Here is a 25,430-nt window from a genome sequence, read left to right on the forward strand (position 1 = left end):
TCTCTGAGCCGATTTTCCACCCCCGCCTCGGGCTCCTCCGGAGGGCCTTGGGCGCTCCGGGTTCCCCCGCTGGCGGAGCCGTAAACGTACTGGAGCGGGGCTCCTCGATGCAAATCGAGGAGCCCCGCCCGCTGTTCAGCGCCCTGCGGGCGCTGAGGGTGTGTCAGACCTCGACCACGACGGGGAGGATCATGGGGCGACGGCGGTAGCTGTCGGAGACCCACTTGCCCACCGCGCGGCGGATGAGCTGCTGGAGCTGGTGGATGTCCGCGACGCCGTCGGAGGCGCTCTTGGCCAGGGAGTCTTCGATCTTCGGGATGACGGCCGAGAACTTGGCGTCCTCGATGCCGGAGCCCCGCGCCTGGATATGCGGACCGCCCACGATCTTGCCGGTCGTGCTGTCGACGACCACGAAGACCGAGATGATGCCCTCCTCGCCGAGGATGCGGCGGTCCTTCAGCGAGGTCTCGGTGACATCGCCGACCGAGAGACCGTCCACATAGACGTACCCGGCCTGGACCTTGCCGGTGATCTTGGCGATGCCGTCGACGAGGTCGACCACCACACCGTCCTCAGCGATGACACAGCGGTTCTTCGGGACGCCGGTCAGTGCGCCCAGTTCGGCGTTGGCCCGCAGATGGCGCCACTCGCCGTGCACCGGCATCAGGTTCCGGGGCTTGCAGATGTTGTAGAAGTACAGCAGTTCCCCGGCCGAGGCATGGCCGGAGACATGGACCTTGGCGTTGCCCTTGTGGACGACGTTGGCGCCCCAGCGGGTCAGACCGTTGATGACCCGGTAGACCGCGTTCTCGTTGCCCGGGATGAGCGACGACGCGAGGATCACCGTGTCGCCCTGGACGATCCGGATCTGGTGATCGCGGTTGGCCATCCGGGACAGCGCGGCCATCGGCTCGCCCTGGGAACCCGTGCAGACGAGCACCACCTCGTCGTCCGGAAGGTCGTCGAGGGCCTTCACATCGACGACAAGACCCGCCGGGACCCGCAGATAGCCGAGGTCGCGCGCGATGCCCATGTTGCGGACCATCGAGCGGCCGACGAAGGCGACCCGGCGTCCGTACTCATGGGCCGCGTCGAGGATCTGCTGGATGCGGTGCACATGGCTGGCGAAGCTGGCGACGATGATGCGCTTCTGGGCGTTGGCGAACACCTGGCGCAGCACGTTCGAGATATCGCGCTCGGGCGGGACGAATCCGGGGACCTCGGAGTTGGTGGAGTCCACCAGCAGCAGGTCGATGCCTTCCTCTCCCAGCTTGGCGAAGGCGGGCAGGTCGGTCAGCCGGCCGTCCAGCGGAAGCTGGTCCATCTTGAAGTCGCCGGTGTGCACGGCCAGACCGGCCGGGGTGCGGATGGCGACCGCGAGGGCGTCCGGGATGGAGTGGTTGACGGCGATGAACTCGCACTCGAAGGGGCCGATGCGCTCGTGGTGCCCCTCCTCGACCTCGAGGGTGTACGGACGGATCCGGTGCTCCTGGAGCTTGGCCTCGATCAGGGCGAGGGTCAGCTTGGAGCCGATCAGCGGGATGTCCGGCTTCTCGCGGAGCAGGAAGGGGACACCGCCGATGTGGTCCTCGTGGCCGTGGGTGAGCACGATGCCGTCGATGTCGTCGAGGCGGTCCCGGATGGAGGTGAAGTCCGGCAGGATCAGGTCGACTCCGGGCTGCTCCTCCTCGGGGAAGAGCACTCCGCAGTCGACGATCAGCAGCCGGCCGCCGTACTCGAAGACCGTCATATTGCGGCCGATCTCGCCGAGGCCGCCGAGCGGGGTGACCCGCAGACCGCCCTCGGGTAGCTTCGGCGGCGGGCCGAGCTCAGGATGCGGATGACTCAAAAGACTCTCCTCACCACACACGCCACGTGCCCCCCCGGGGGCACATGGCGCGCGTGACATTCGTGCACTTGCTGATGTGTCTGTATGCAGTTGTGAAGTATGAAGGTGCGACTGTCGCATCTTTGACTAAAGCTGTACCCCGCCGGCGGCAAGATCGCGCGTGAGCTGTTCCGTTTCCTCGGGGGTGAGGTCGACGAGCGGCAGCCGCAGCGGCCCCGCGGGCAGCCCCAGGAGTGCCAGCGCGGCCTTCGTCGTGATGACGCCCTGGGTGCGGAACATCCCGGTGAAGACCGGGAGCAGCTGCTGGTGGATCTCGGTTGCCTTCGCGACGTCGCCCGCGAGATGGGCTTCGAGCATCGCGCGCAGCTCGGGACTGACGAGGTGGCCGACGACGGAGACGAAGCCGACCGCGCCGACCGACAGCAGCGGGAGGTTCAGCATGTCGTCGCCGGAGTACCAGGCCAGGCGCGAGCGGGCGATGGCCCAGCTGGCGCGGCCGAGGTCGCCCTTGGCGTCCTTGTTGGCGACGATGCGCGGGTGCTCGGCGAGCCGGACCATGGTCTCGGTGCCGATCGGGACGCCGCTGCGGCCGGGAATGTCATAGAGCATGACCGGCAGGCCGGTGGCGTCGGCGATGGCGGTGAAGTGGCGGAGGAGGCCCTCCTGCGGAGGCTTGCTGTAGTACGGCGTGACCGCCAGCAGTCCGTGGGCCCCCGCCTGCTCGGCCGCGCGGGCGAGCTCGACGCTGTGCGCGGTGTCGTTGGTGCTGGCACCGGCCACGACATGGGCGCGGTCGCCGACCGCCTCCACCACGGCTCGTACGAGCTGGGCTTTCTCCACATCGCTGGTGGTGGGGGACTCGCCGGTGGTGCCGTTGACGATCAGGCCGTCATTGCCGGCGTCCACCAGATGGACGGCGAGGCGCTGGGCGCCGTCGAGGTCGAGCGCGCCGTCCGAAGTGAATGGCGTGACCATGGCGGTCAGCACCCGCCCGAAAGGGGTCTGCGATGTGGAAGTCGGTGCCATGGGCCCCACGCTACTCGTAGCGCGCCCCGCGGTCCTCCCTCGGGGCGGTGGACGGAGCGAAGAGATGGGACCCGGCACTGCCTGCTCGGGGGTTCAAGCAGTGCCGGGCCCGTTTGTTCAGCCTAGATGAACTTCTCGAAACGCCGCAATACGGACACTTCGCTCCGGTGACGGGCGACTGCCCGGTGCCGGGCGACTAGGGGGCCACCCGGCCGTTGGCGTTGAAGGCCGCGTGGGTCAGCGGCATCAGCCGGGCCCAGTGCTCCTCCATCCGCTCCCCGACCATCTCGATCTCGCGCTGCGGGAAGGTCGGCACGGCGGCCTGCTCGTGCTGGGTGCGCAGCCCCAGGAAGTGCATCAGCGAGCGGGCGTTGCAGGTGGCGTACATCGAGGAGAACAGGCCGACCGGGAGCACCGAGCGGGCCACCTCCCGGGCGACACCGGCGGCCAGCATCTCCTGGTACGCCTCGTACGCGTGGCGGTACGCGTCCTCCATCACCCGGCCGGTCAGCTCGTGCTGCGCCTGGGTGCCCTCGACGAACTCGTACTTCCCCGGGCGGCCCTGCTGTACCAGCTTGCGGGCCTCCCCCGGGACGTAGAACACCGGCTGGAGCTCCCGGTAGCGGCCGGACTCCTCGTTGTACGACCAGCCCACGCGGTGCCGCATGAACTCGCGGAAGACGAAGATCGGGGCGCTGATGAAGAACGTCATCGAGTTGTGCTCGAAGGGGCTGCCGTGACGGTCCCGCATCAGGAAGTTGATCAGCCCCTTGGACCGCTCCGGCTCCTTGGTCAGCTCCTCGAGGGACTGCTCACCCGCGGTGGACACCCGCGCGGCCCACAGGACGTCGGAGTCGGCTGCGCTGTGCTTGACCAGCTCGACGGTCACGTCGCTGCGGTACTGGGGCTTCTCGGTCTCGGTGGGGGTCTCGGTCACCGACGGGTCCTTCCGTATTGCGTCGCTCGGGGCGTGCCAAGCCTACGGGCCACCGCCGACAGTCCCGTGCGCGCGGACCGGTGCGGACCGGGCGGAAAAATCTTGAGTGATGTTGTCGAAACCGGGCACCCCGGACGTCGTTCACGCGTCTTATCGGACAGAAGTACCCGCGCTCGAGGTTCCAAGGAGAGCCCGCACATGTCCCGCCGGCGAGAGCCCGTGCCGTTCGCCTTCGTCGCCGAAGCCGACCGTTTCCGCAGCAATGTCACCCCACCCGCCCGCCCCCGGGCGACGCCGTCCCAGATAGCCGGCCGCACCCTGATCGGACTGACGATCGTCGCCGGTTTCATCGGCTCGCTGATGTTCGGCATGCCCGCTCTGGACAGCCAGTCCCATCCCACCAGTCGGACCCAGCAGTCGGAGGCGTCGGACGGCCGTTGAGCCGCTGAGATAGCCTCACCCAGCACAGGCCCTTCCGGACGTGTGTGTGAGTGAGGACTTCCGTGCCCCTGCCCTTCCTGACTGCCGACCACGCCCTGGACGAGGAAACGGGCGGCGCACCGGACGATCCCGCGTACGAGGACCTGGACCGGTGGCGCCGTCCGTACCGTCCGGGCCCCTGGAGGGTCGGCGGAGCCGCGCTGCTGCTCCTGCTCGCCTCGTACGTTCTGTTCTCCGCGATGATCATCGCGATGGCGGGATCGCTGCCCGCCGCCGGATTCTGTGTCGCCGTGGCCGCCCTGGTGATCATGTTCGCCGTACGGGTGGTGCACTCCGGTGTGCAGGTCAGCGCCCACGGGCTGCGTCAGGTCGGCGTCTTCGCGTCCACCACGGTGGCCTGGCCGCACATCGCGGCGATACGTACCGCCCAGCAGCCGGTCCGGTGGCTGGGCCTGCCGCGCACCGTGCAGGGCCAGGCCGTGATCGCCGAACCGGCGGGGGGTGGGGAGACACGCGTCCTGATCTCCAGCCACAGCGCCGACTTCCTGGCCCGCCCGGAGGGGTTCGACATGGCCGCCGACGCCCTCGAGGGCTGGGCGGCCGCCTACCGCCGCTGATCCGGACGGGCCTGATGTCAGCGGGCCCGCACCGGCCTGCCGTCGTGCAGCGCGATGGCACGCTGCATCGCCTTGCGGGCGCGTGCGATGTCCCGGGCGTCGTGGTAGGCCACCGCGAGCCGGAACCAGGAGCGCCAGTCGTCCGGGGACTCCTCGGTCTCGGCCCGCCGCTTGGCGAACACCGCGTCCGCGGAGTCCCGGTCGATCCGCCCGCCGGGGGTGCGCTCCAGTTCGTCCACCGGAAGGCCGCCCTCGGCCTCCAGCTCGCGCGCCAGCCGGTTGGCGTTCCGCGCGAACTGCGTGGTCTGCCACAGGAACCAGCCGCCGATGAACGGCAGCACCAGCACGGCCAGACCGAAGGCGATGGTGACCGGGGTGCCCTCCCGGATCAGCAGCACCCCGCGGCTGCCGACCAGGACGAAATACACGACCAGGACGGCCGCGAGAACGAAATACGTGATCTTTGCGCGCACCGGTGGCCCTCAGTCCAGATCGAGGAAGTGTTCCAGGCCGAACGTCAGGCCGGGGGTGGTCACCACGCGCCGCGCGCCGAGCAGGATGCCCGGCATGAAGCTGCTGTGGTGGGTGGAGTCATGGCGGACGGTGAGCGTCTCGCCCTCGCCGCCGAGCAGGACCTCCTGATGGGCGAGGAGTCCGCGCAGCCGCACCGAGTGCACCGGGACGCCGTCCACGTCGGCGCCCCGCGCCCCGTCGAGACCGGTGGCCGTGGCGTCCGGCGCGGGCGCGCAGCCCGCCTCCCGGCGCGCCTCGGCGATCAGCTGGGCGGTGCGAGCGGCGGTGCCGGAGGGGGCGTCCACCTTGTTGGGGTGGTGCAGCTCGATGACCTCGACCGACTCGAAGAACCGGGCGGCCTGGCGGGCGAACCGCATGGTGAGCACCGCGCCGATGGAGAAGTTCGGCGCGATGAGCACCCCGGTGCGGGGCGAGGCGTCGAGCCAGCCGCGCAGCCGCGCGAGGCGTTCGTCGGTCCAGCCGGTGGTGCCGACGACGCCGTGGATGCCGTGCCGGACGCAGAACTCGAGGTTGTCCATGACCGAGCCGGGCTCGGTCAGCTCCACCGCGACCTCGGCGCCCGCGTCGACCAGGGTCTGGATCGAGTCCCCGCGGCCGAGCGCGGCGACCAGCTCCATGTCCTCGGCGGCCTCGACGGCCCGTACGGCCTCGGAGCCGATCCGTCCCTTGGCACCGAGGACGGCCACGCGCAGCTTGCTCATCGTTTCTCTTCCTTCGGTTCCGGTGCGGCTAGGCGACGGCGTCGTCGAGGCGGGCCGCCTGCTTGTCCTTCAGCGGGCCGATGACGGACAGCGAAGGACGCCGTCCCAGTACATCGCGCGCCACTTCGCGCACCTCGTCGGGGGTGACGGCGGCCATCCGCGCGAGCATGTCGTCCACCGACATCTGCTCGCCCCAGCACAGCTCGCTCTTGCCGATGCGGTTCATCAGCGCACCGGTGTCCTCCAGACCCAGCACCGTGGAGCCGGAGAGCTGGCCGACCGCGCGCCGCAGCTCGTCGTCGGTGAGGCCGTGCTGGGCGACGTGGTCCAGCTCGTCGCGGCAGATCTTCAGCACGTCGTGCACCTGGCTGGGGCGGCAGCCCGCGTAGACACCGAACAGACCGCAGTCGGCGAAGCCCGAGGTGTAGGAGTAGACGCTGTAGGCGAGTCCGCGCTTCTCCCGGACCTCCTGGAAGAGCCGGGAGCTCATACCGCCGCCGAGCGCCGCGTTGAGCACGCCGAGCGCCCAGCGCCGGTCGTCGGTGCGCGGGATGCCGGGCATGCCGAGGACGATGTGGGCCTGCTCGGTCTTGCGGTTCAGCAGCTCCACCCGGCCCGCGGTGCGGATCGTGCGGGCGCCGCCGCGCGGGGGAACCGGGACCCCGTCGGTCCGGGAGAGGGCGCCGGCCTTCTCGAAGGCCCGGCGCACCTGGCGGACGACCGTGGCGTGGTCCACGTTGCCCGCGGCGGCGACGACCAGATGGGTCGGGTCGTAGTGCTTCTTGTAGAAGCGGGCGATCTGGTCGCGGCCAAGGCCGTTGACGGTGTCGACGGTGCCCAGGACCGGGCGGCCGAGGGGGGTGTCACCGAGCATGGTGTGCGCGAACAGGTCGTGCACACAGTCGCCCGGGTCGTCCTCGGTCATCGCGATCTCTTCGAGGACCACTCCGCGCTCGGCGTCCACGTCCACCGCGTCGATCACCGAGCCGGTCAGCATGTCGCAGACGACGTCGATGGCCAGCGGCAGATCGGTGTCGAGCACCCGCGCGTAGTAGCAGGTGTACTCCTTGGCGGTGAAGGCGTTCATCTCGCCGCCGACCGCGTCGATGGCGGAGGAGATGTCCAGGGCGCTGCGCCGCCGGGTGCCCTTGAAGAGCAGATGTTCCAGGTAGTGGGTGGCGCCGTTGAGGGTGGGGGTCTCGTCGCGCGAGCCGACGTGCGCCCAGATGCCGAAGGTGGCCGAGCGGACGGACGGGAGGGTCTCGGTGACGATGCGCAGGCCCCCGGGGAGGGTCGTCCTGCGGACCGTCCCGATGCCGTTCTCGCCTTCGAGAAGCGTTTGGGTACGGGCGACGGCCCGCCCCTCCGAAGAGGGGCGGGCCGTCGTACCGTGAGCGTGGGACGTCACTTGGCGCCCGCGCCGGAGCCGCTGTCGGACCCGGCGTCCACCGCCTCGTCCTTGTCGTCCTCGCCCTCGATGACCGGGTGCAGCGAGAGCTTGCCCCGCTGGTCGATCTCGGCGATCTCGACCTGGACCTTGGAACCGACCGCGAGCACGTCCTCGACGTTCTCCACGCGCTTGCCGCCGGCCAGCTTGCGGATCTGCGAGATGTGCAGCAGGCCGTCCTTGCCCGGGAGCAGGGAGACGAAGGCACCGAAGGTGGTGGTCTTCACGACCGTGCCCAGGTAGCGCTCGCCGACCTCGGGCATCGTCGGGTTGGCGATGCCGTTGATGGTCGCGCGGGCGGCCTCGGCGGCCGGGCCGTCGGCGGCACCGATGTAGATGGTGCCGTCGTCCTCGATGGTGATCTCGGCTCCGGTGTCCTCCTGGATCTGGTTGATCATCTTGCCCTTGGGGCCGATGACCTCACCGATCTTGTCCACCGGGATCTTCACGGTGATGATCCGCGGGGCGTTGGGGGACATCTCGTCCGGCGTGTCGATGGCCTCCATCATCACATCGAGGATGTGCAGCCGGGCGTCGCGGGCCTGCTTGAGGGCCGCGGCCAGGACCGAGGCCGGGATGCCGTCCAGCTTGGTGTCGAGCTGGAGCGCGGTGACGAACTGCTTGGTACCGGCGACCTTGAAGTCCATGTCACCGAACGCGTCCTCCGCACCGAGGATGTCGGTGAGGGTGACGTAGTGGGTCTCGCCGTCGATCTCCTGGGAGATCAGGCCCATGGCGATGCCCGCGACCGGGGCCTTCAGCGGCACACCGGCGTTCAGCAGCGACATGGTGGAGGCACAGACCGAACCCATGGAGGTCGAGCCGTTGGAGCCGAGCGCCTCGGAGACCTGGCGGATGGCGTACGGGAACTCCTCGCGCGTCGGCAGCACCGGCAGCAGCGCCCGCTCGGCCAGCGCGCCGTGGCCGATCTCGCGGCGCTTGGGGGAGCCGACGCGGCCGGTCTCACCGGTGGAGTACGGCGGGAAGTTGTAGTTGTGCATGTAGCGACGGCGCGTCTCGGGCGAGAGCGTGTCGAGCTGCTGCTCCATGCGGAGCATGTTCAGCGTGGTGACGCCCAGGATCTGGGTCTCGCCCCGCTCGAACAGCGCCGAGCCGTGCACCCGCGGGATCGCCTCGACCTCGGCGGCGAGCGTACGGATGTCCGTGACGCCACGGCCGTCGATGCGCTTCTTCTCCTTGATGACGCGCTCGCGCACCAGGGACTTGGTCAGCGAGCGGTACGCGGCGGAGATCTCCTTCTCGCGTCCCTCGAACTGCGGCAGCAGCTTCTCGGCGGCCAGACCCTTGACGCGGTCCAGCTCGGCCTCGCGCTCCTGCTTGCCCGCGATGGTCAGCGCCTGGGCCAGCTCGTCGCGGACGGCGGTGGTGAGGGCCTCCAGGACGTCGTCCTGGAAGTCGAGGAAGATCGGGAACTCGCCGGTGGGCTTGGCGGCCTTGGCGGCGAGGTCCGACTGTGCCTTGCACAGGACCTTGATGAAGGGCTTGGCGGCCTCGAGGCCGGCCGCGACGATCTCCTCGGTCGGCGCCTCGGCGCCGTCCTTGACCAGCTGGATGGTCTTCTGGGTGGCCTCGGCCTCGACCATCATGATCGCGACATCGCCGTCCTCCAGGACGCGGCCGGCGACGACCATGTCGAAGACGGCGTCCTCGAGCTCGCTGTGGGTCGGGAAGGCGACCCACTGACCCTTGATCAGGGCGACGCGGGTGCCACCGATCGGGCCCGAGAAGGGAAGGCCGGCGAGCTGGGTGGAGCAGGAGGCGGCGTTGATCGCGACCACGTCGTAGAGGTGGTCGGGGTTGAGCGCCATGATCGTCTCGACGACCTGGATCTCGTTGCGCAGGCCCTTCTTGAAGGACGGGCGCAGCGGGCGGTCGATCAGGCGACAGGTGAGGATCGCGTCCTCGGACGGGCGGCCCTCACGGCGGAAGAACGAGCCGGGGATGCGCCCCGCGGCGTACATCCGCTCCTCGACATCGACCGTCAGCGGGAAGAAGTCGAGCTGGTCCTTGGGGTTCTTCGATGCGGTGGTGGCCGACAGCACCATGGTGTCGTCGTCCAGGTAGGCCACGGCGGAGCCGGCGGCCTGACGGGCCAGGCGGCCCGTCTCGAAACGGATGGTGCGGGTGCCGAAGGAACCGTTGTCGATGACGGCTTCGGCGTAGTGGGTCTCGTTCTCCACCAGGGAATTCTCCTCTTCTGCGTCCCTCGTCCGTGTGACGGTGGACGGTGGTGGAGCAGCGCCCCGAGCCTGTTGTCCGGCGGCCGGGCCGGTCTTCGATCGAAGCCACCGGAATTGCCAGTTCCGGGAGCCACTACCGAGGACCGGCTCCTGTGGCGCCGGTGCGGCGGAAATGAGGCGCTCCTCCTCGTTCGTTATGGCGTTGTTGGGACCAGACTACAAAGCATCGGCCATCATCACGATGGCTGTGCTGTCTGGCGCGCACGGTGCGTAGCGGACAAAATACGCCGCGCACCGGGGGTATCGGGCCGCCATGGGCGGCACGTACGGCAACACGTACGGCAAAGGGAGCGGCCCCCAGTCCCGGGAACCGCTCCCTCCACGGCGTCTTACTTGGCGCCCGCCGCGCCGCGGCGGATACCGAGGCGCTCCACCAGCGCACGGAAGCGCGTGATGTCCTTCTTCGCCAGGTACTGCAGCAGACGGCGGCGCTGGCCGACCAGCAGCAGCAGACCACGGCGGGAGTGGTGGTCGTGCTTGTGGGTCTTGAGGTGCTCGGTCAGGTCGGAGATGCGGCGCGAAAGCAGCGCGACCTGGACCTCGGGGGAACCGGTGTCGCCCTCCTTGGTGGCGAACTCGGCCATGATCTGCTTCTTCGTAGCGGCGTCGAGCGACACGCGGTACTCCTTGAGTTTGTCTTTCAGCCGCCGAGTGCCCCTGGTCGGTGTCTCAGGGGAGCTTCCGTGACTCGGGAGGCGAGGTCCGCTGGGCGCTGTCCCCAGATCCTCGGGGAGGTTCCGGGGGCGCGTACACAAACGGCCGTCACACAGCGTACCAGCGTCCCCGGTCCGGGCCCGCGCGGGTCCGGCCCGGACACCTGTGCTGGTGCGGACCCCGGCCGGGTGGCGGTCCCCTCCGGGGACGGCTGAGCGCTCCGTGGGACGTGCCACGAGGTGCGCTCGTGCGTCTGCGGACGCGTCGTGGCCGGTCGCGCAGTTCCCCGCGCCCCTTCGGGGCGCACCCGAACGGCACCGGACTTCAGCGAGGCCGCTCAGAGGACCGGCATGGCGGTGAGCTGCCCGGCCTGGAGGAGGAACACCCGGTTGTCGACTCCCGCCAGCCTCCAGGCTCCATCACTGCCCTGACTGTACGGCCAGGCGATCCTCCCCTCACGGGAGTCGGCCGCGACGACTCCCCTGCGACCGGTGGAGTCCACGACCGCCCACACACTGCGGCCCTCGGCCACCGGGGGACCGAGCGGATGCGCCTCGGCGCCGACGGTCACCGTCCACTCCGCGGCCCCGGTGTCCGCACGGCGGGCATGCAGATCGGTGCCGTCCACGGCGTACACGATGTGGTCGCGCAGCGCCGGAGCGCCCCAGCCGAGATCGCCCGTACCGGGGTGCGCCCACTTCCGTTCACCGGTCGCGAGCGTGAGCGCGGTGAGGGCCTTCCCTCCCAGGTAGACGGTGTCGCCATCGACAAGCGGGGCCACGGCGGTGGATCCGTGTTTCCTGGGACCCCATGCCGTCTTCCCGCTCCGGGTGTCGAGGGCGACGGCCCGGCCGTCGGAGCCGTGGACCAGCAGGCGCCCCCTGGCCGCGACCCCCGCCGCGCGTGCGCCGCTCAGCTTCACCGGCGAGGGGGCCCGTCCACAACGTGGAGCGCGACGACAGCGAGACGGCCCGCAGCCGTCCGGTGCGTGTGGCCAGGTAGACGGCTGTGTCGTCCACCGCCAGCGGGGTCGCCGCGTCCGCTCGGCTCGCGGCCCAGCGCTCTTTCCCGTCCGCGGCACCCAGCGCACGCACCGCGCCCCGGCTCTCGGCGATGAGCACGGTGTCGTCGGAGAGGACGAGCGGCCGTCCGGTCAGCCCGGCCACGGTGGAGGTCCAGCGCTGGGCACCGTCGCGAACGCCGTAGGCACGCAGCCGTCGCCCCGTGGCCGCGACGACGACGAGGTCGTGTACGGGGAGCGGGGTGATCTCGTCGCCGGGGTCCGAGACGCCCGTGTCCATCGGGCCCCACAGCGGCGTCGGCGCGTTCCCCTCCTCGTAGTGCGCGAGCGGCTTCGCCGCCCAGGGCCGTGTCTCCGCGTGGGAGTCGTCATCCCTCAGCAGCCACCACGCACCGGCTCCGCCCCCGGCCACGAGCACCGCTCCGCCCGCCGCCAGCCCGCCGATCAGCCGTCGCCGAGAGGGGCCTGACACCTCGTCGCCCGGCAGGGTGGCCAGGCGTCTCGCGTCCGCCTCACGGCGCGCGATGTCCTCGGCCAGCGGCCCGGTGCGCCACGCCCGGTCCGCTCCACGGGGCGGCGTCAGTCCCCGGGCGACGGCGTCGAGGGCCGGCCGCCGTCCGGGCTCCTTGTCGAGGCAGGGCCGCACCCAAGCTCGTATCGCTTGCGGTACCGCGTCCAGATCCGGCTCACCGTGCACCACCTGGTACTGCACCGCCGCCACATGCCCGCCCGCGTAGACCGGCCGCCCTCCCGCGGCGTAGGCGAGGACCACGCCCAGCGAGAACACGTCTCCCGCGGGGCCCGTCCGCCGGCCGAGGACCTGCTCGGGCGCGGCGTACCCCGGGGTGGCGAGCGACTGTCCGGTGGTGGTCAGCGTCAGCCCGTGCTCGGGCCGGGCGATACCGAAGTCGATGATCCGGGGGCCACGGGACGTCAGCACGATGTTGGACGGCTTGAGGTCGCGATGCACGAGCCCGGCGCCGTGGACGTCCATGAGCGTGCGCACCAGCACGGCTCCCACGGCTCGCAGGGTCGGCTCGTCCAGTGGGCCGTACCGGTCGACGGCCTGGTCCCGCCAGATGAGGGGTGCGTAGGCGGGGGCCGCTCCCGTGACGTCGTGCCGCCAACGAGGCTGGGGCGGCGCTCCTTCGAGACGGCGGTGGGAGCGGTGGGCGGCGGCGAGGCGCTCGGCAGGGGTCGGGGGAGGTGGGTCGTCGGGCGCCGTCGCGGTCCAGGTGACACCTGCGCCCACCGCGACCCCCGCGGTGCCGCCGACGGCGCCGACGAGAAGTCCGCGCCGCGACGGCCCGATGGACGGTGACAGCTCCTCGTCGTCCCGACGCGACGCGCGCCCGTCGGCCGGTTCCGGCGAGGGCTCCGGCGCGCTTTCGACCTCCGCGTCCAGCACCGCCGAGGACTGTTCCGACAGCGCGGCGATCACCCGCCCCGGCAGCCAGCCCGGCCCCAGCAGTGCCGCGGCCGGGCTTACCCCGCCGCTGTCCCGTACGGTGGCGCTCCAGCCCGAGGGAGGCATGCCGCCCGCGGCCGCCGCCGCGGGTACGCCGATGTCCGCCGTATCCGGCCCCGAAGGCAGAGGCGGTGTGTTCACCGGCGGCGGGAGACGCCCACGGCGGGCCAGTTCCTCCAGCAGTGCCTGAGCCGTCGGCCGGTCCGCCGGGTCAGGAGCGAGACAGGTGCCAAGAGTGCCCCGCAGTTCTCCCGGCAGCGTGCCGACGTCGGGCCCCAGCCGCCCTGTCACGGCGTACGCCAGGACAGCGCCCAGCGGGAAGACATCGCCCAGGGGGCGCGGCCGCCCGCCCGCACGCTGCTCCGGCGGCAATACGGCGAGGGCCACCCCCGGCAGGTCCGCCCGAGTCTCGCCATCCGGCCCCCGCTGCTCGCACGGCGCCGAATCCGGCAAGACGCGGCCCGTCCCCCGCCACGAACACCGTGTCCGGCGCGATTCCCGCGTGGGGTGTGCCCGCGGCATGGATCCCGGCCAGCGTCTCGGCCAGGGCAGCACCCAGTGCGCGCACGGTGGCGGCCGGCAACGGACCGCCATGTGCCTCCAGTGCGGCGGGCAGCGGCAGCATGGGCAGGTAAGGGGAGGCACTCCACGGTGGCTCGGCGGGGTCGCCCGCGAGTTCCACGACCGGAGCGAGCCAGCCGGACGGTCGGCTGCCGGCCAGCTGACGGGCCTTTTCCGCCTCCGCCAGGAAGCGGCCGCGACAGGCCGGATCGCCCGCGGACTCCGACAGCGGTGTGGTGAGCACGACCGTCCTGACGCCGCCCGCGCTGCGCGCGACGAACTGCCGGGCCGTCACGGTGACCTCGCCCGTCGCTTGGGTCAGCCTCGCAATGAGGTGGTAGGGGCCGAGTCGCCGCGGATCGTCCGTGGTCAGCGGTTCCACAGGGGCTCCCTGCCTCGCCCGGGCAGGCCGAGTCCCGCGTCAGCCACTGGTCATGCTCCGCGCAGAGGAGTACACGTCCAGCACCGCGAGGCACAGCGGCACCAGGGAGAGCAGGAAGGCGCTCTCGGCCAGATCCGACAGACGGCCCCAGAAGGGGGAGACACCCACCCTCGGGACGATCAGGGCGATGGCGACGAGCAGGGCGACTCCCGCCGTCACCGCCGCGGCCAGCCAGATCGTCCGTACGTCGAGCGGACCGCGGTCGTTCTCGGTGAGCAGCTTGAGGACCGCGTCGGCGGGCGGGTTCAGGGACAGCCCGAGCACCAGCAGACCGAGGGAGACCAGACCCGCGCCCAGGACCGAGGCGACCTGCGCGGTGTAGCGGAAGAGCCGGGCGCGCAGCAGCATCGCCAGCGCCCCGGCGAGCGCCAGCAGCTGGCCCCACATGCTGTCGGAGAATCCGAGGACGGCCGAGGAGCCCACGACGACGGCGGAGCAGCCGCCGACGAGGCCGAGCAGCATCTCGTGGCCCCGACGGGCCTGGGTGGCCACCCGCTCGGCGTCCAGCGGCTCGGCGGCGGGCGGGGTGGTGGGGTCCAGGGCCTCGTCGGCCGCCGCGTGGGGCGGGGCGTAGCCGATGGGCAGACGGGCGACGCGCGCCGACAGACCGGGCAGGAAGGCGATGGCGCCGATCGCCACGACGGAGCAGACGGCGGCGGTCTCGGTGGGACCGGTCTCGGTCAGGATGGCGCAGAAGGTGGCCAGGGTGCCGACGCTGGAGGCGAAGACGGCCGCGACGAACGGGGCGTCACCGCGCGGCATGGCGGCCACCAGGGCGACGGAGGCGATGAGCACGGTGGCACAGCCGAGCAGGAACTGAAGACGGCCGACGCCCTCGCCCTTGTCCAGGGCCAGGATGCCGGAGCCCGCGATCATCAGATGCGGAAGGGCGCCGAGACCGAGCGCCACGGCGGAGGCGCGGTCGTCGTACACCCGCGCCCGCACGCCCGCGAGAGCGGTCAGCAAAAGGCCCACCGAGCCCGCGATGATGCCCGGCAGCCCGTGCATGTCGTGCCGGAGCGGGTCGGCGAACCAGAACACGAAGCCCATGAGGACCAGGAGGAAGGAACCGCCGCACAGGCCGGCCGCGCGCAGGAAACCGTCCCGCCACAGGGTGCGGTCACGGGTGACGGCGGACGCGATGGCGTCGGAGACATCGTCGTAGACGGCGGGCGGCAGGGACTCGGCGAACGGCCGCAGGGACAGCAGCTCGCCGTCCAGCACCTGTTGGGCCACGAGCGACCGCGAACCCTCGAGCACCGTGCCGTTGCGCCGCACCAGGTGGTACCCGGTGGGCGCGCCCGCGGGCTGGGTCTGGCCGGTCAGCCGGAGGATCTCGGGGTAGACGTCGGCGACGGGGACGTCCTCGGGGAGCGCGACGTCGATGCGGCTGTCGGGCGCGACAACAGTGACTCTGCAGAAACCGGTCGTAGCGGACGTACTCACTTTCGGGGCCCCCTCGTTCGGTCTTCTGCCTCGCTCGATGATGCGCGCGGCGGCCACCCTACCCGGGTCATCATGCTGATACGTCGATAGGATCGCCTCTCGCGGAGGGAGGCCGTCGCCACGGGGGTGCCGGACGAGAACTGTCCCTGCCGTGTGGAGGGATGAGGGATCCGGTGAGCCAGGTCGTCGTCAAGCGCCAGCCACGGGCTCTGCCGCCCGAGGTGCCGACCGAGGAACTCCGTCTCGAACCGCCCCCGGAACTGCCCCGCGGGCAACAAGAAGGCATCCTGATGCAGCTGTTGCCGACCCTCGGTATGGGCTCGTCGATGGTCTACTTCTTCATGCCCGGGGCCGCGCCGATGATGAAGATCATGGGCGTGATGATGATGTTCTCCACGCTCGGCATGACCGTGGCGATGATCATGCGGTACCGGCGGGGTTCACAGGGCCAGATGGCCGACACCCGGCGCGATTACCTCAAATACCTGGCGCAGACGCGCCGGACCGTGCGGAAGACGGCCCGGTTGCAGCGCAGCGCGCAGTACTACCTGCACCCCTCCCCCGACCAGCTGTGGTCGGTGGTGGCCGAGGGCAGCCGGGTGTGGGAACGGCGGCTGAGCGACGACGACTTCGGCCAGGTGCGGATCGGGCTGGGCGCACAGCAGCTCGCCACCCCCCTGATCGCCCCCGACACGGCCACCATCGAGGACCTCGAACCGCTGACGGCGGGCGCGATGCAGCAGTTCCTGGCGACCCAGGGCTCGCTGGACGGCATGCCGATGGCGGTGTCGATGCGCGCCTTCTACCACCTCACCGTCTCCGGGGTGCCGGAGCATGTGCACGGGGCGGCCCGGGCGCTGGTCGCCCAGCTGGCCACGCTCCACTCGCCGGAGGACCTGGTCATCGCGGTGGTCGCCGCGCGCGGATCGGCGGAGCAGTGGGAGTGGACCAAGTGGCTGCCCCATGTGCAGATCGCGGGCGCGGTCGACGGAGCGGGCTCCCGGCGGCTGTTCGGCGATTCCCTGGCCGAGCTGGAGGAGCTGCTCAAGCCGCGCATCGAGGGCCGTACCCGGTTCAGCCGGGACACCCCGCCCGCTCTGGACCATCCGCATGTGGTGGTCGTCCTCGACGGCGGCATCGTGCCGCCGGACTCGGCGTTCGCGGCGGCCGAGGGCCTTCAGGGCGTGACCGTCATCGAGGTGGTGCCGGGCGAGCTGGAGGAGCCGCGCGGCGGTCTGTCGATCGTGGTCCAGCCGGGCAAACTGCAACTGCTCTCACAGGTCGCGGAGTACGAGGGGGTCCCGGACACCCTGTCCCGCGAGGCCGCCGAGGCACTGGCGCGGCAGCTCGCCCCGCTGCGCATGGGGGTCGGCGACGACGACGAACCGCTGCTCGCCAACCTCGACTTCACCGATCTGCTGGGCCTGGGCGACGCCGGTTCGGTCGATGTGTCGCGGACCTGGCGGCCGCGGTCGCTGGCCGAGCGGCTGCGGGTGCCGATCGGCATCGCCGAGGACGGTTCGCCGGTCATGCTGGACCTGAAGGAAGCGGCCCAGGAGGGCATGGGCCCGCACGGTCTGTGCGTCGGTGCGACGGGTTCGGGCAAGTCCGAGCTGATGCGGACCCTGGTGCTGGGTCTGGCGGTCACCCACTCTTCGGAGACCCTGAACTTCGTCCTGGCGGACTTCAAGGGTGGCGCCACCTTCGCCGGGATGTCCGAACTGCCGCATGTGGCCGCGGTCATCACCAACCTGGCCGACGACCTGACGCTGGTCGACCGTATGCGCGACTCGATCACCGGTGAGCTCCAGCGCCGCCAGGAACTGCTGCGCGCGGCGGGCAACTACGCCAATGTGCACGACTACGAGAAGGCGAGGGCGGCCGGTGCCCCGCTGGAGCCGGTGGCCTCGCTCGTCCTGGTGATCGACGAGTTCAGCGAACTGCTGACGGCCAAGCCGGACTTCATCGACATGTTCATCCAGATCGGCCGGATCGGCCGTTCGCTGGCCGTGCATCTGCTGCTGGCCTCGCAGCGGCTCGAGGAGGGGCGGCTGCGCGGCCTGGAGACCTATCTGTCGTACCGGATCGGTCTGCGGACGTTCTCCGCGGCGGAGTCCCGTACCGTCCTGGGCGTCCCGGACGCGTACCACCTGCCGTCCATCCCCGGTTCGGGCTATCTGAAGTTCGGCACGGACGAGATGACGCGCTTCAAGGCGGCGTATGTCTCCGGGCCGTACCGCACCGGCGCCCCGCAGGTCGAGGGTACGACGCTGCCCATCGAGCGCAAGCCGGTGCTCTTCACCGCCGCCCCGGTGCCGGTGAGCTACGCCGCCCCGGACCCGGCGGCCCTGCCGGCCTCGGCGGCCCGGACGGACGAGGACGACGCGCTGGCCGAGACGGTCCTCGATGTCATCGTGGGCCGTCTGGAGGGCCAGGGGCAGCCCGCCCACCAGGTCTGGCTGCCGCCGCTGGACAAGGCCCCCTCCCTGGACGAACTGCTGCCGTCGCTGTCGCCCTCGGCGGAGCGCGGGCTCCAGTCGGCGGACTACGCCCGGCCCGGCGGTCTGGTCGTTCCGCTCGGCCTCATCGACAAGCCGTTCGAGCAGCGGCGTGACATCCTCTACCGCGACTTCTCCGGCGCCGCGGGCCATATGCTCGTGGTCGGCGGTCCGCAGTCCGGTAAGTCCGCCCTGATGCGGACCCTGATCGCGTCCTTCGCGCTCACCCACACCCCGGCCGAGGTCCAGTTCTACGGGCTCGACTTCGGTGGTGGCGGTATGAGCGCCGTCGCCGATCTACCGCATGTGGGCGGGGTGGCCTCACGCCTTGACCCGGAGAAGGTGCGGCGGACGATCGCGGAGGTCGCCGGCATCCTGGCCCGCCGCGAGGAGTACTTCCGCGCCAACAACATCGACTCCATCGGCACCTACCGCCGCCAGCGGGCCAACGGGCTCCATGCGGACCAGGGCTGGGGCGATGTCTTCCTGATCGTCGACGGCTGGGCCAACTTCCGTTCCGAGTACGACATCCTGGACGGCGTGGTCACCGATATCGCCGGACGCGGTCTGGGCTACGGCGTCCACGTCATCGTCACCGCCTCCCGCAACATGGAGGTCCGCGCGTCCCTGAAGGACCAGCTGCTCAACCGGCTCGAGATGCGCCTCGGTGACACGATGGACTCCGAGTTCGACCGCAAGGTCGCCGCGAACGTGCCCGTGGGCGTCCCCGGCCGCGGACAGCTCCCGGAGAAGCTCCACTTCATGGGTGCCCAGCCGCGGATCGACGGCGGCAGCGACCCCGAGACGATGACGGACGCTACCGCCGAGCTGGTGCGCGCGGCGAACGCCGCCTGGTCCGGTCCGAAGGCCCCCCGGGTGCGGCTGCTGCCACGCAGGCTGCGCGCGGACGAACTCCCCAAGGGGTTCGAGCAGCCACAGCACGGCATCGCGATCGGTATCGACGAGACCAATCTCGAGCCGGTTTTCGTCGACTTCGAGACCGACCCGTTCTTCCTCGTCTTCGGTGAGAGCGAATCGGGCAAGACCGCGCTGCTGCGCCTGATCGTGAAGCAGATCACCGAGCGGTACAGCTCGGACGAGGCCAAGATCGTGGTCGGCGACTACCGCCGCTCGCTCCTCGGGGCCATCCCGGACTCGCACCTGCTGGAGTACGCGCCCATCGCCTCGGCCCTGGAGCTCCACGCCAACGCGCTGAACGGGCTGATGGAGCGGCGCGCGCCGAAGCCGGACATCACCCCGCAGCAGCTGCGTGACCGCAGCTGGTGGAGCGGACCGCAGTTCTTCGTGATCATCGACGACTACGAGCTGGTCTCCACCAGCAGCGGCAATCCGCTGGCCGTGCTGACGGAGAATCTCCCGTTCGCGCGGGATGTGGGCATGCGGTTCATCATCGCCCGCAATTCCGCCGGTTCCTCGCGCTCGATGTTCGAGTCGTTCATGCAGCGGGTGAAGGAACTCGGCGCCCAGGGGATGGTGCTGTCGGGTGATCCGAGCGAAGGCGATCTCCTGGGCGGAGTCCGACCCCGGCCGATGCCGCCGGGCCGTGGGTACTTCGTCTCGCGCAAGCGCGGAATTCCGCTGACGCAGCTCGGGTGGCTGCCCGACCAATAGGCCGCCTGGTCATGGGGATTCCTCCCTTGCCTCCCTGGCCAGGGAGGCAAGGGAGGAATGGAACCCAGCAGCCCGCCGCAGGCAAAAGACGAATGGGGTGGACGACCGTGACCGGTCGTCCACCCCATTTCGTGGATGGCGGCATCTCTCAGAACGTGATGTCCTTGAAGAGGTTCGCGTTCCTCCTGTCCGTGCTGTGGTAGTCCATGCTGCCATGACGGACCTTGGCCGCGACATCCTTGAGCGTGGTCTCGATGTGGTTGGCCCGAGCGTGGAACTGCTTCTCGGCCGCCAGCATCATCTGGTGAGCCTCGCCCTCCCAGCCGGCGGTCACCTTCTTGACCGCAGCCAGGATGTCCTCGATCTGCTGGCGCACCGCCGCAGCGCCTCGATCAAGGTCACCGGCGGTGTCCTGGAGTGAAGAGTATGTGACCTTGATGTCCATAGGGTCGCCGGACATTTATGCCCCCATTTCTGGTGAAGTCTTGATCATGCTCAAAGCCTTGTGTCCACGCCGAGCGCCCGTGTCGCGCCCGGGCGGATCAGTACTTGTCGACCTTGCTGCCCGGCTCGAGACCGTCTTTACCGGAACCGAGGCCGCCACCCGCGTCGGCGCCATTGACGTCGATTTTGCCCAGCGTGGAGGCGATCTCACTGTCGTTCGCGCCACTGGACCGGTGGGTGAGCTCCACCGCCTCGTGAATCTGGACGATCAACTGGCGCAATGCCTCGTGGTCCGCGTTCAGAGCGGTCTGCTTCTCGTTGAATTTCATGCCAGCCTGACCCGTCCACGCCGACTCGACTGTGGCGACGGCGTTGATCAGGGTACGCAGGTTTGTGGAGAGGCCTTGGCTGACAAGACCGAGGTCGGTCTCGAACTGCTTGAATGCTGCGTCACTAATCCGCTGAGTGCCCGACATATTCCGCCTTCCCCCATGAAGTGTTGGTGAGTTGGATGGGGTTCTGATTCAACTCACCACTGAATTCCTACCTACCGTAGGCCAACTGGCAACCCCTCGCCTTTCGCCCACACCGTCATAGGGCATCACGGCGCCTGATGACGGCAAAGGCGACCGCACCCCCGACCACAACGGCGACACCGGCTCCCAAAGCGATCCACAGCGTGGTGTTGCCACCGTTGCCGCCATCGCTCGCCTTGGTCTCCTTATCGGGCTGCTGGACTCCCTGCTTGCCCGCGTCCGAACCGGAGGACTGTGTCTGTGATCCAGCGTCCGGAGACTTAGACGCAGAAGGGGAGGGATTTGGTTTCGTCGCGCCCTCGCGAGCGAGCAACGGATTGGTACTGGCGGGGCCAGGGTCTCCCTCGCCGTCGAGAAGGACCTTACGGGGACGAACGGAGCCGTATCCGACGTAACTGCTGGGAATCTCGCCGGTCTTGGGCTTGGCTGCGGTCTGCATCATGACCCGGAGGACCTGGTTGTTGGTCCACTTGGGGTGCTTGGCCCAGATGAGGGCGGCGGAGGCGGAGGTGAGGGCGGTGGCTTGGCTGGTGCCTTGCCCCTTGCAGATGCCTTTGGACTTATTGCAGTGCTCGGCGATGTCTTCCCCGACTGCTACCAACGACACACTGTCATTGGCACTCGAGAACTTGGTGGCCTTACCGTTCTTGTCGATGGCGCCCACGCCCACGACACCTGAAAGCGAAGCGGGATAGAGCCTCAAGTTGTCTTTGCTGCCGTCGTTCCCTGCACCCGCAAAGACCAAGCTCCCCTTCTTGAGCGCATAGTTCACAGCAGCCTGGGTCTTGGCGAAGAACTCGGGCTCTCCCGAGGAAGCCAGGGAAATATTGAGAACCCGCGCCCCATGATCGACAGCATACCGAATCGCCCTACCAATCACTGACCCCACGGATTCAGTTCGCGTGTCGATCAGCGACGCCTTTACAGGAAGGATCTTCGCTTGAGGAGCAAGCCCCTGTATGCCGCCTCCAGCCCCCGTTCCAGCGATGAGTCCTGCCATGTTCGACCCATGCCCATCCGGGTCCTGATGCGGATCCGTTCCCCGGCGGGACGCATCTGACCCTTTAAGCAGCTGACCACGCAATTCAGGGAGGGAGGCGTTGACCCCCGTGTCAATGACGGCAACGGTAATGCCTTTCCCTTTGCTCACCTTCCACATCTGCTCGGCCTGCATGGCCTCCAGGTACCACTGCTGAGACCTGATGTCCTCCGCGACTGCCACCGGTGCAAGGCCGCTCATCGCCACAAGACCGGCTCCCAGCAGCGCAAGAGCCGACAAGGAACGCTGACGCGCTCCGTAGTTCCGAAATGGCATAAGTGAGTGTTCTCCTCGGCCTTGCACCAGTGGCGGACGCGTCAGTCAATCACCGGCGGGACGGTGTCGCGCCGCCCTCCGGTCCAGGTCTCTTCATCTTCCTGAAGGTAGTCGGGCCTGCTTCCGTTCTGGTCCTGCCGGTCACCAGGGCGGGCCGCTCCGGCGCGAGACGGAACGGTTCCCGGGGTCTGGGCGTTGCGCACCAGGCCCGTTCCTCCGGGAGTGAACTCGGACCGCCCCTTGCCTGATGCGCGCGGGCTTCCGGTGACCCCTCCCGGCTCCGAAGAGACGCGCCGGGCCCCCGTGCCACCGGGGCCGTGCGGACCCCCCGTGGCCGGGTGAGAACCCGTCCCGACGGGGCCACGCACCGGCATTCCGCGCTCTTCGCCCACAACCGTGGTCCGCGGCAAGCGCTGACCGTTCGTCGGCCCCTTCCCGTTCGGGCGGTCGACCATGCCACCGCGCTCAGAGGCAAGGCGGCGACCGGCACCGTTGGGGCCGGGGGTAGTCGGGCCCGTGTGGTGCGGATGGTATCCCCCACCCATAGGGTTTCGTCCCATGAGGGGGCGCTCTTCACCGACGACAGGAGTCTTCGGAAGCCGGGAAACCGGACCCCGCGGCGGACGGGAGAGACTGGTGATGCCGTCCTGGGGTCCGATACGCGGCGGGGTCAGCGGTCGGCCCGTCGGTCCCGGGGGCGTTCCGAACGGCCCCCGAAGGGGGGAAGGCTTGGGCCCTCCACGCAGAGCCGGAGGAACGTTCGGCATGCGGGTGGTCCCCGGCGGAAGCCCGCGACCAGTCCCCGGCACGACGGGACCGGGCACGGGGAGGAAGGGGCCCGCGCCGGTGGTGCGCTGCTCGGGTCCCACGGGCGGTGTCGTGGGCAAGCTCGGTCGTTCGATGGGATCCACGGGCGGCGCGGTCGTCGTGGAGTCGATGTTCGTGCCCGTCACCGGAGGTGCGGTCGCCGCCCCGACGCCGGAGCCGACCTGTCCATCACTACCGACACCCGGGTGGCTGATCGGCGTGACGCCCCCACCGTCAGACGAGTGGGGAGCACTGGCGAAGGACTTCGAGGGAACGGTCCCCCCACCTCCACCCGCAGCGGCGGCATAGCTGTTTTCGCCACCGGAAGGGCTTTGCCCAGCACCGACCCCACCACCAGCTTGCTCCGGCAGCAGCGGAAAGTTCGGCTTGTCGAGCCCCGAGATGTCCGTATGGGCCGTCTCGTAGTAATTGTCCAGCCGGTCCATCGCCTTGAGGGCTTCTTGATGGTCGTCGTGGGCCGCCGCCTTCTCCTCGGCGCTCAGGCCCTTGGTGTCCGCGTGCTTCGGCGGAGTGACATGGGCCTGGGCGTCGTACAGGCCCTGGCCCGCCACACCCATGTTGGTTCCGACGAGCAGGGTGTACTCGGCCATCAGGCGGGTCTGCTTGACCAGCTTCTGACCCCACTCCCGGTAGGCCTGCGCGGCTTCGCCTTCCCAATCGACATCCGCGTACTTGAGGTGGGCGTCCAGCTCGTCGGCGAGCTCGTGGAGGGGAATGTAAGTGTCGCCCAGCGCCGTCCCCACCTCCGTCAGCTTGGACGGCTTCGCGGTGGCGATCATGTTGTACAGCTCTGCGTGGCTGACGCCTTCGAACTTGCCCGGCATCTAACGCTTCCCCCCTCACGTCGGGTCGCCGTCGACTTGTTCACTGCCGTGCTTCCCACCGTCGTCGCCGTGATCGCCCTTCTTGACGGCCTCGGGGTCGCGGTAGTGCTCCCTCGTCCGTTCCGCGATCTCTTGCATTCGACGGGCCTGCTCGGCGTCCAGCCCGTTGAAGCTCTTGTCGACGACGAGCGCCATGAGGCCGAACGCCTCGATCTGGTCGTTGAAGGTCTTCCAGAGTGTGTCCAGGTCGGCGTGGACCTTCTCGTACAAGTTGGCCAGGTCGTCGGCCGAAGTGAACTCCTTGCCCGAGCCGTACGCGTCCCGGGTGATGGACTGTTCCGAAATCTGCTTCTTCGAGGCTGGGGTCTTCTCGAGATCGGTCAGTATCCTCTCGACCCGCTCCTGGAGCTTGACGAGCTTCTCCGCCTTCTTGACCAGCCTCTTACCGAAAGGTGTGTCAGGCGCAGACCCCGGATCAACCGGACGACTCACGCTGTACCTCCCCGTACCCCGTATGACACCGACGATGTCCTACGCCACTCTAGCCACTCGACGTGGACACCCCAACTCCCAAGTAGCGCAGTTCACTCGACAGTCCCGTAACAGACACCGGTCCCGGCGCACGTTACCGAGCACACCACACTCCGATCTGAGTACGCATACCTATTTCGCGGCCCGGCGGCGCCGCTGCTCGTTGAGCACGGTCGCCAGGCCCGCGGTGACGGCGACGAGGACAACAGCACCGCCGAGGACGTACGTGGCGAGGCGTTCCTTGCGCTCCTGGGGGGTCTCGCCGACCGTCAGGGGAGCGGGGTCCGGGGAGTCGACGTCGGCGGCGGCGTCCTTGTCGAGGGTGACGTGGTCGATGGCCTCGTCGTCCTCAGTAAGGGCGCGGACCGGGTCGACGACTCCCCAACCCACTCGCGCGTCACGGCCGTTGATGGCACGCTCGGCGGTCTGCTCGATCTGGGCGACGACCTCGTTCTGCTTCCAGTCGGGATGTTTCGCCCGGATGAGGGCCGCGACGCCCGCGACGTAGGGGGCGGAGAAGCTGGTGCCGTTGTCGACGCATTGGCCGCCCTTGGGGACGGTGGAGACCATTTCGACGCCGGGCGCCGCCACGTCGACGAAGTCGCCGGACTGGGAGAAGGCCGCCCGCTCGTTGTTGCGGTCGGAGGCACCCACCGCGAGGACTCCGTCGTAGGCCGCGGGATAGGTCTCCCGCAGCTTTCCGTCGACGCCGTCGTTTCCGGCGGAGGCGACCACGACGACATTCGCGTTCAGGGCATCCCGGACGGCACGTTGCAGATTGTTGTTGGCCCGGAGCGGTTTGGCGGTGTCCTGGGAGATATTGATGACCCGGGCGCCCGACTTGACCGCTCTGTCGATGGCGGTGGCCATGGTGTCGGTCGTGCCGGATCCCTTTTCGTCGTTCTGGCGAATCGGGATGATTCTCGCCTTGGGCGCGATGCCGACGAATCCGGTGTCGGGGTGGGGACGGGCGGCGATGATGCCCGCGACCTTGGTGCCGTGGCCGACCGGGTCGTCGGTGCCGTTGCCCTTCTTCCCCTTCTCCATCCGGTCTTTCTTCTTCTTGCGCGTGTCAAGGACTTCCCCGCCGAGTTTGGTGTCGACGGCGTCCTTCAGCTGCTCGTTGGTGTTGTCCACGCCCGTGTCGATGACCGCGACCTTCACCGGACGGCCGTTCTTCTCCGCGCCCCTGGTGTCCTGCCACAGCTGGTCGAGCATGACCCGCTGGAGCGACCAGGGGGTGCCCTTGATGGGCTTGGCGGGATAGGTGCACTGGCCGTTGCCGGCCAGGGACACGACCGCGGCCGGGGACGGCGCCAGGGGGCCGCTCGCGGCGGACAGGGCCGTGAGGGAGGCCGCGGCCGACAGGGCCAGGGGTCGGGTGACGCGCCGCTTGCGCTGGGGATTCCTCATGGCC

Annotated in this window: 20 protein-coding genes; 3 read left to right on the plus strand and 17 right to left on the minus strand. The window is 69.6% G+C overall.

Going from position 1 to position 25,430, the window contains the following annotated elements:
• Window positions 1-163 precede the first annotated feature (163 nt).
• The 3 genes from HUT19_RS11105 to thyX form a co-directional block, all read right to left on the minus strand.
• The gene (locus HUT19_RS11105) at window positions 164-1,849 is read right to left on the minus strand and encodes a ribonuclease J (RefSeq protein WP_176180309.1); all 1,686 of its coding nucleotides are present in this window, start codon (window positions 1,847-1,849) and stop codon (window positions 164-166) included.
• Window positions 1,850-1,975: 126 nt separating this feature from the next.
• The gene (gene dapA / locus HUT19_RS11110) at window positions 1,976-2,875 is read right to left on the minus strand and encodes a 4-hydroxy-tetrahydrodipicolinate synthase (RefSeq protein WP_176180310.1); all 900 of its coding nucleotides are present in this window, start codon (window positions 2,873-2,875) and stop codon (window positions 1,976-1,978) included.
• A 196-nt stretch (window positions 2,876-3,071) separates the two neighbouring features.
• On the minus strand, window positions 3,072-3,812 hold the full coding sequence (thyX, locus tag HUT19_RS11115) for an FAD-dependent thymidylate synthase (protein ID WP_176180311.1): 741 nt from the start codon (window positions 3,810-3,812) through the stop codon (window positions 3,072-3,074).
• 198 nt (window positions 3,813-4,010) lie between these two features.
• On the opposite strand from thyX, the gene HUT19_RS11120 reads away from it, so the two are divergent.
• Window positions 4,011-4,253 (plus strand): hypothetical protein, encoded by a 243-nt coding sequence (locus tag HUT19_RS11120; RefSeq protein ID WP_176180312.1) that lies wholly within the window; start codon window positions 4,011-4,013, stop codon window positions 4,251-4,253.
• 62 nt (window positions 4,254-4,315) lie between these two features.
• Window positions 4,316-4,870, plus strand: a complete 555-nt coding sequence (locus HUT19_RS11125) for a hypothetical protein (protein WP_176180313.1) — start codon at window positions 4,316-4,318, stop codon at window positions 4,868-4,870.
• Between the two features lie 17 nt (window positions 4,871-4,887).
• On the opposite strand, the gene HUT19_RS11130 is transcribed toward HUT19_RS11125, so the two are convergent.
• The 8 genes from HUT19_RS11130 to eccD form a co-directional block, all read right to left on the minus strand.
• A complete protein-coding gene (locus HUT19_RS11130; protein ID WP_176180314.1) occupies window positions 4,888-5,343 on the minus strand; it encodes a tetratricopeptide repeat protein in 456 nt (151 codons plus the stop codon).
• Window positions 5,344-5,352: 9 nt separating this feature from the next.
• Complete coding sequence (gene dapB / locus HUT19_RS11135) at window positions 5,353-6,105, minus strand: 4-hydroxy-tetrahydrodipicolinate reductase (protein WP_176180315.1); 753 nt, start codon at window positions 6,103-6,105, stop codon at window positions 5,353-5,355.
• Window positions 6,106-6,133: 28 nt separating this feature from the next.
• A complete protein-coding gene (locus HUT19_RS11140) occupies window positions 6,134-7,513 on the minus strand; it encodes a pitrilysin family protein (RefSeq protein ID WP_176180316.1) in 1,380 nt (459 codons plus the stop codon).
• Window positions 7,510-9,753 carry a polyribonucleotide nucleotidyltransferase gene (locus HUT19_RS11145; protein WP_176180317.1) on the minus strand — a complete coding sequence of 748 codons (2,244 nt, stop codon included), beginning with the start codon at window positions 9,751-9,753 and terminating at the stop codon, window positions 7,510-7,512. The genes HUT19_RS11140 and HUT19_RS11145 overlap by 4 nt, the downstream gene beginning before the upstream one ends.
• Before the next feature lie 389 nt (window positions 9,754-10,142).
• Entirely contained in the window at window positions 10,143-10,430 is a 288-nt protein-coding gene (gene rpsO, locus HUT19_RS11150; protein WP_030414166.1) for a 30S ribosomal protein S15, read from the minus strand.
• Between the two features lie 374 nt (window positions 10,431-10,804).
• Window positions 10,805-11,248 (minus strand): PQQ-binding-like beta-propeller repeat protein, encoded by a 444-nt coding sequence (locus HUT19_RS42935; RefSeq protein ID WP_368661685.1) that lies wholly within the window; start codon window positions 11,246-11,248, stop codon window positions 10,805-10,807.
• Window positions 11,172-13,343: a protein kinase gene (locus HUT19_RS42940; protein WP_368661686.1), complete on the minus strand. Its 2,172-nt coding sequence runs from the start codon at window positions 13,341-13,343 to the stop codon at window positions 11,172-11,174. Before HUT19_RS42940 ends, HUT19_RS42935 begins: the two co-directional genes overlap by 77 nt.
• Before the next feature lie 595 nt (window positions 13,344-13,938).
• Window positions 13,939-15,405: a type VII secretion integral membrane protein EccD gene (eccD, locus tag HUT19_RS11165; RefSeq protein ID WP_176180318.1), complete on the minus strand. Its 1,467-nt coding sequence runs from the start codon at window positions 15,403-15,405 to the stop codon at window positions 13,939-13,941.
• Window positions 15,406-15,578: 173 nt separating this feature from the next.
• On the opposite strand from eccD, the gene eccCa reads away from it, so the two are divergent.
• Window positions 15,579-19,535, plus strand: coding sequence for a type VII secretion protein EccCa (eccCa, locus tag HUT19_RS11170; RefSeq protein WP_176180319.1), 3,957 nt, complete (start codon window positions 15,579-15,581; stop codon window positions 19,533-19,535).
• A 148-nt stretch (window positions 19,536-19,683) separates the two neighbouring features.
• On the opposite strand, the gene HUT19_RS11175 is transcribed toward eccCa, so the two are convergent.
• The 6 genes from HUT19_RS11175 to mycP (HUT19_RS11200) form a co-directional block, all read right to left on the minus strand.
• Window positions 19,684-19,980: a WXG100 family type VII secretion target gene (locus tag HUT19_RS11175; RefSeq protein ID WP_254885532.1), complete on the minus strand. Its 297-nt coding sequence runs from the start codon at window positions 19,978-19,980 to the stop codon at window positions 19,684-19,686.
• A 97-nt stretch (window positions 19,981-20,077) separates the two neighbouring features.
• Window positions 20,078-20,455 (minus strand): WXG100 family type VII secretion target, encoded by a 378-nt coding sequence (locus HUT19_RS11180; RefSeq protein ID WP_176180321.1) that lies wholly within the window; start codon window positions 20,453-20,455, stop codon window positions 20,078-20,080.
• 115 nt (window positions 20,456-20,570) lie between these two features.
• Window positions 20,571-21,689: a type VII secretion-associated serine protease mycosin gene (gene mycP, locus HUT19_RS11185; protein ID WP_368661687.1), complete on the minus strand. Its 1,119-nt coding sequence runs from the start codon at window positions 21,687-21,689 to the stop codon at window positions 20,571-20,573.
• A gap of 182 nt (window positions 21,690-21,871) precedes the next feature.
• Window positions 21,872-23,482 (minus strand): hypothetical protein, encoded by a 1,611-nt coding sequence (locus HUT19_RS11190; protein ID WP_176180323.1) that lies wholly within the window; start codon window positions 23,480-23,482, stop codon window positions 21,872-21,874.
• Between the two features lie 15 nt (window positions 23,483-23,497).
• Window positions 23,498-23,974 carry a hypothetical protein gene (locus tag HUT19_RS11195; protein WP_176180324.1) on the minus strand — a complete coding sequence of 159 codons (477 nt, stop codon included), beginning with the start codon at window positions 23,972-23,974 and terminating at the stop codon, window positions 23,498-23,500.
• 171 nt (window positions 23,975-24,145) lie between these two features.
• A complete protein-coding gene (gene mycP, locus HUT19_RS11200; RefSeq protein ID WP_176180325.1) occupies window positions 24,146-25,426 on the minus strand; it encodes a type VII secretion-associated serine protease mycosin in 1,281 nt (426 codons plus the stop codon).
• Between the last annotated feature and the right edge of the window lie 4 nt (window positions 25,427-25,430).

It is taken from the genome of Streptomyces sp. NA02950, assembly GCF_013364155.1.
Lineage (GTDB): Bacteria > Actinomycetota > Actinomycetes > Streptomycetales > Streptomycetaceae > Streptomyces.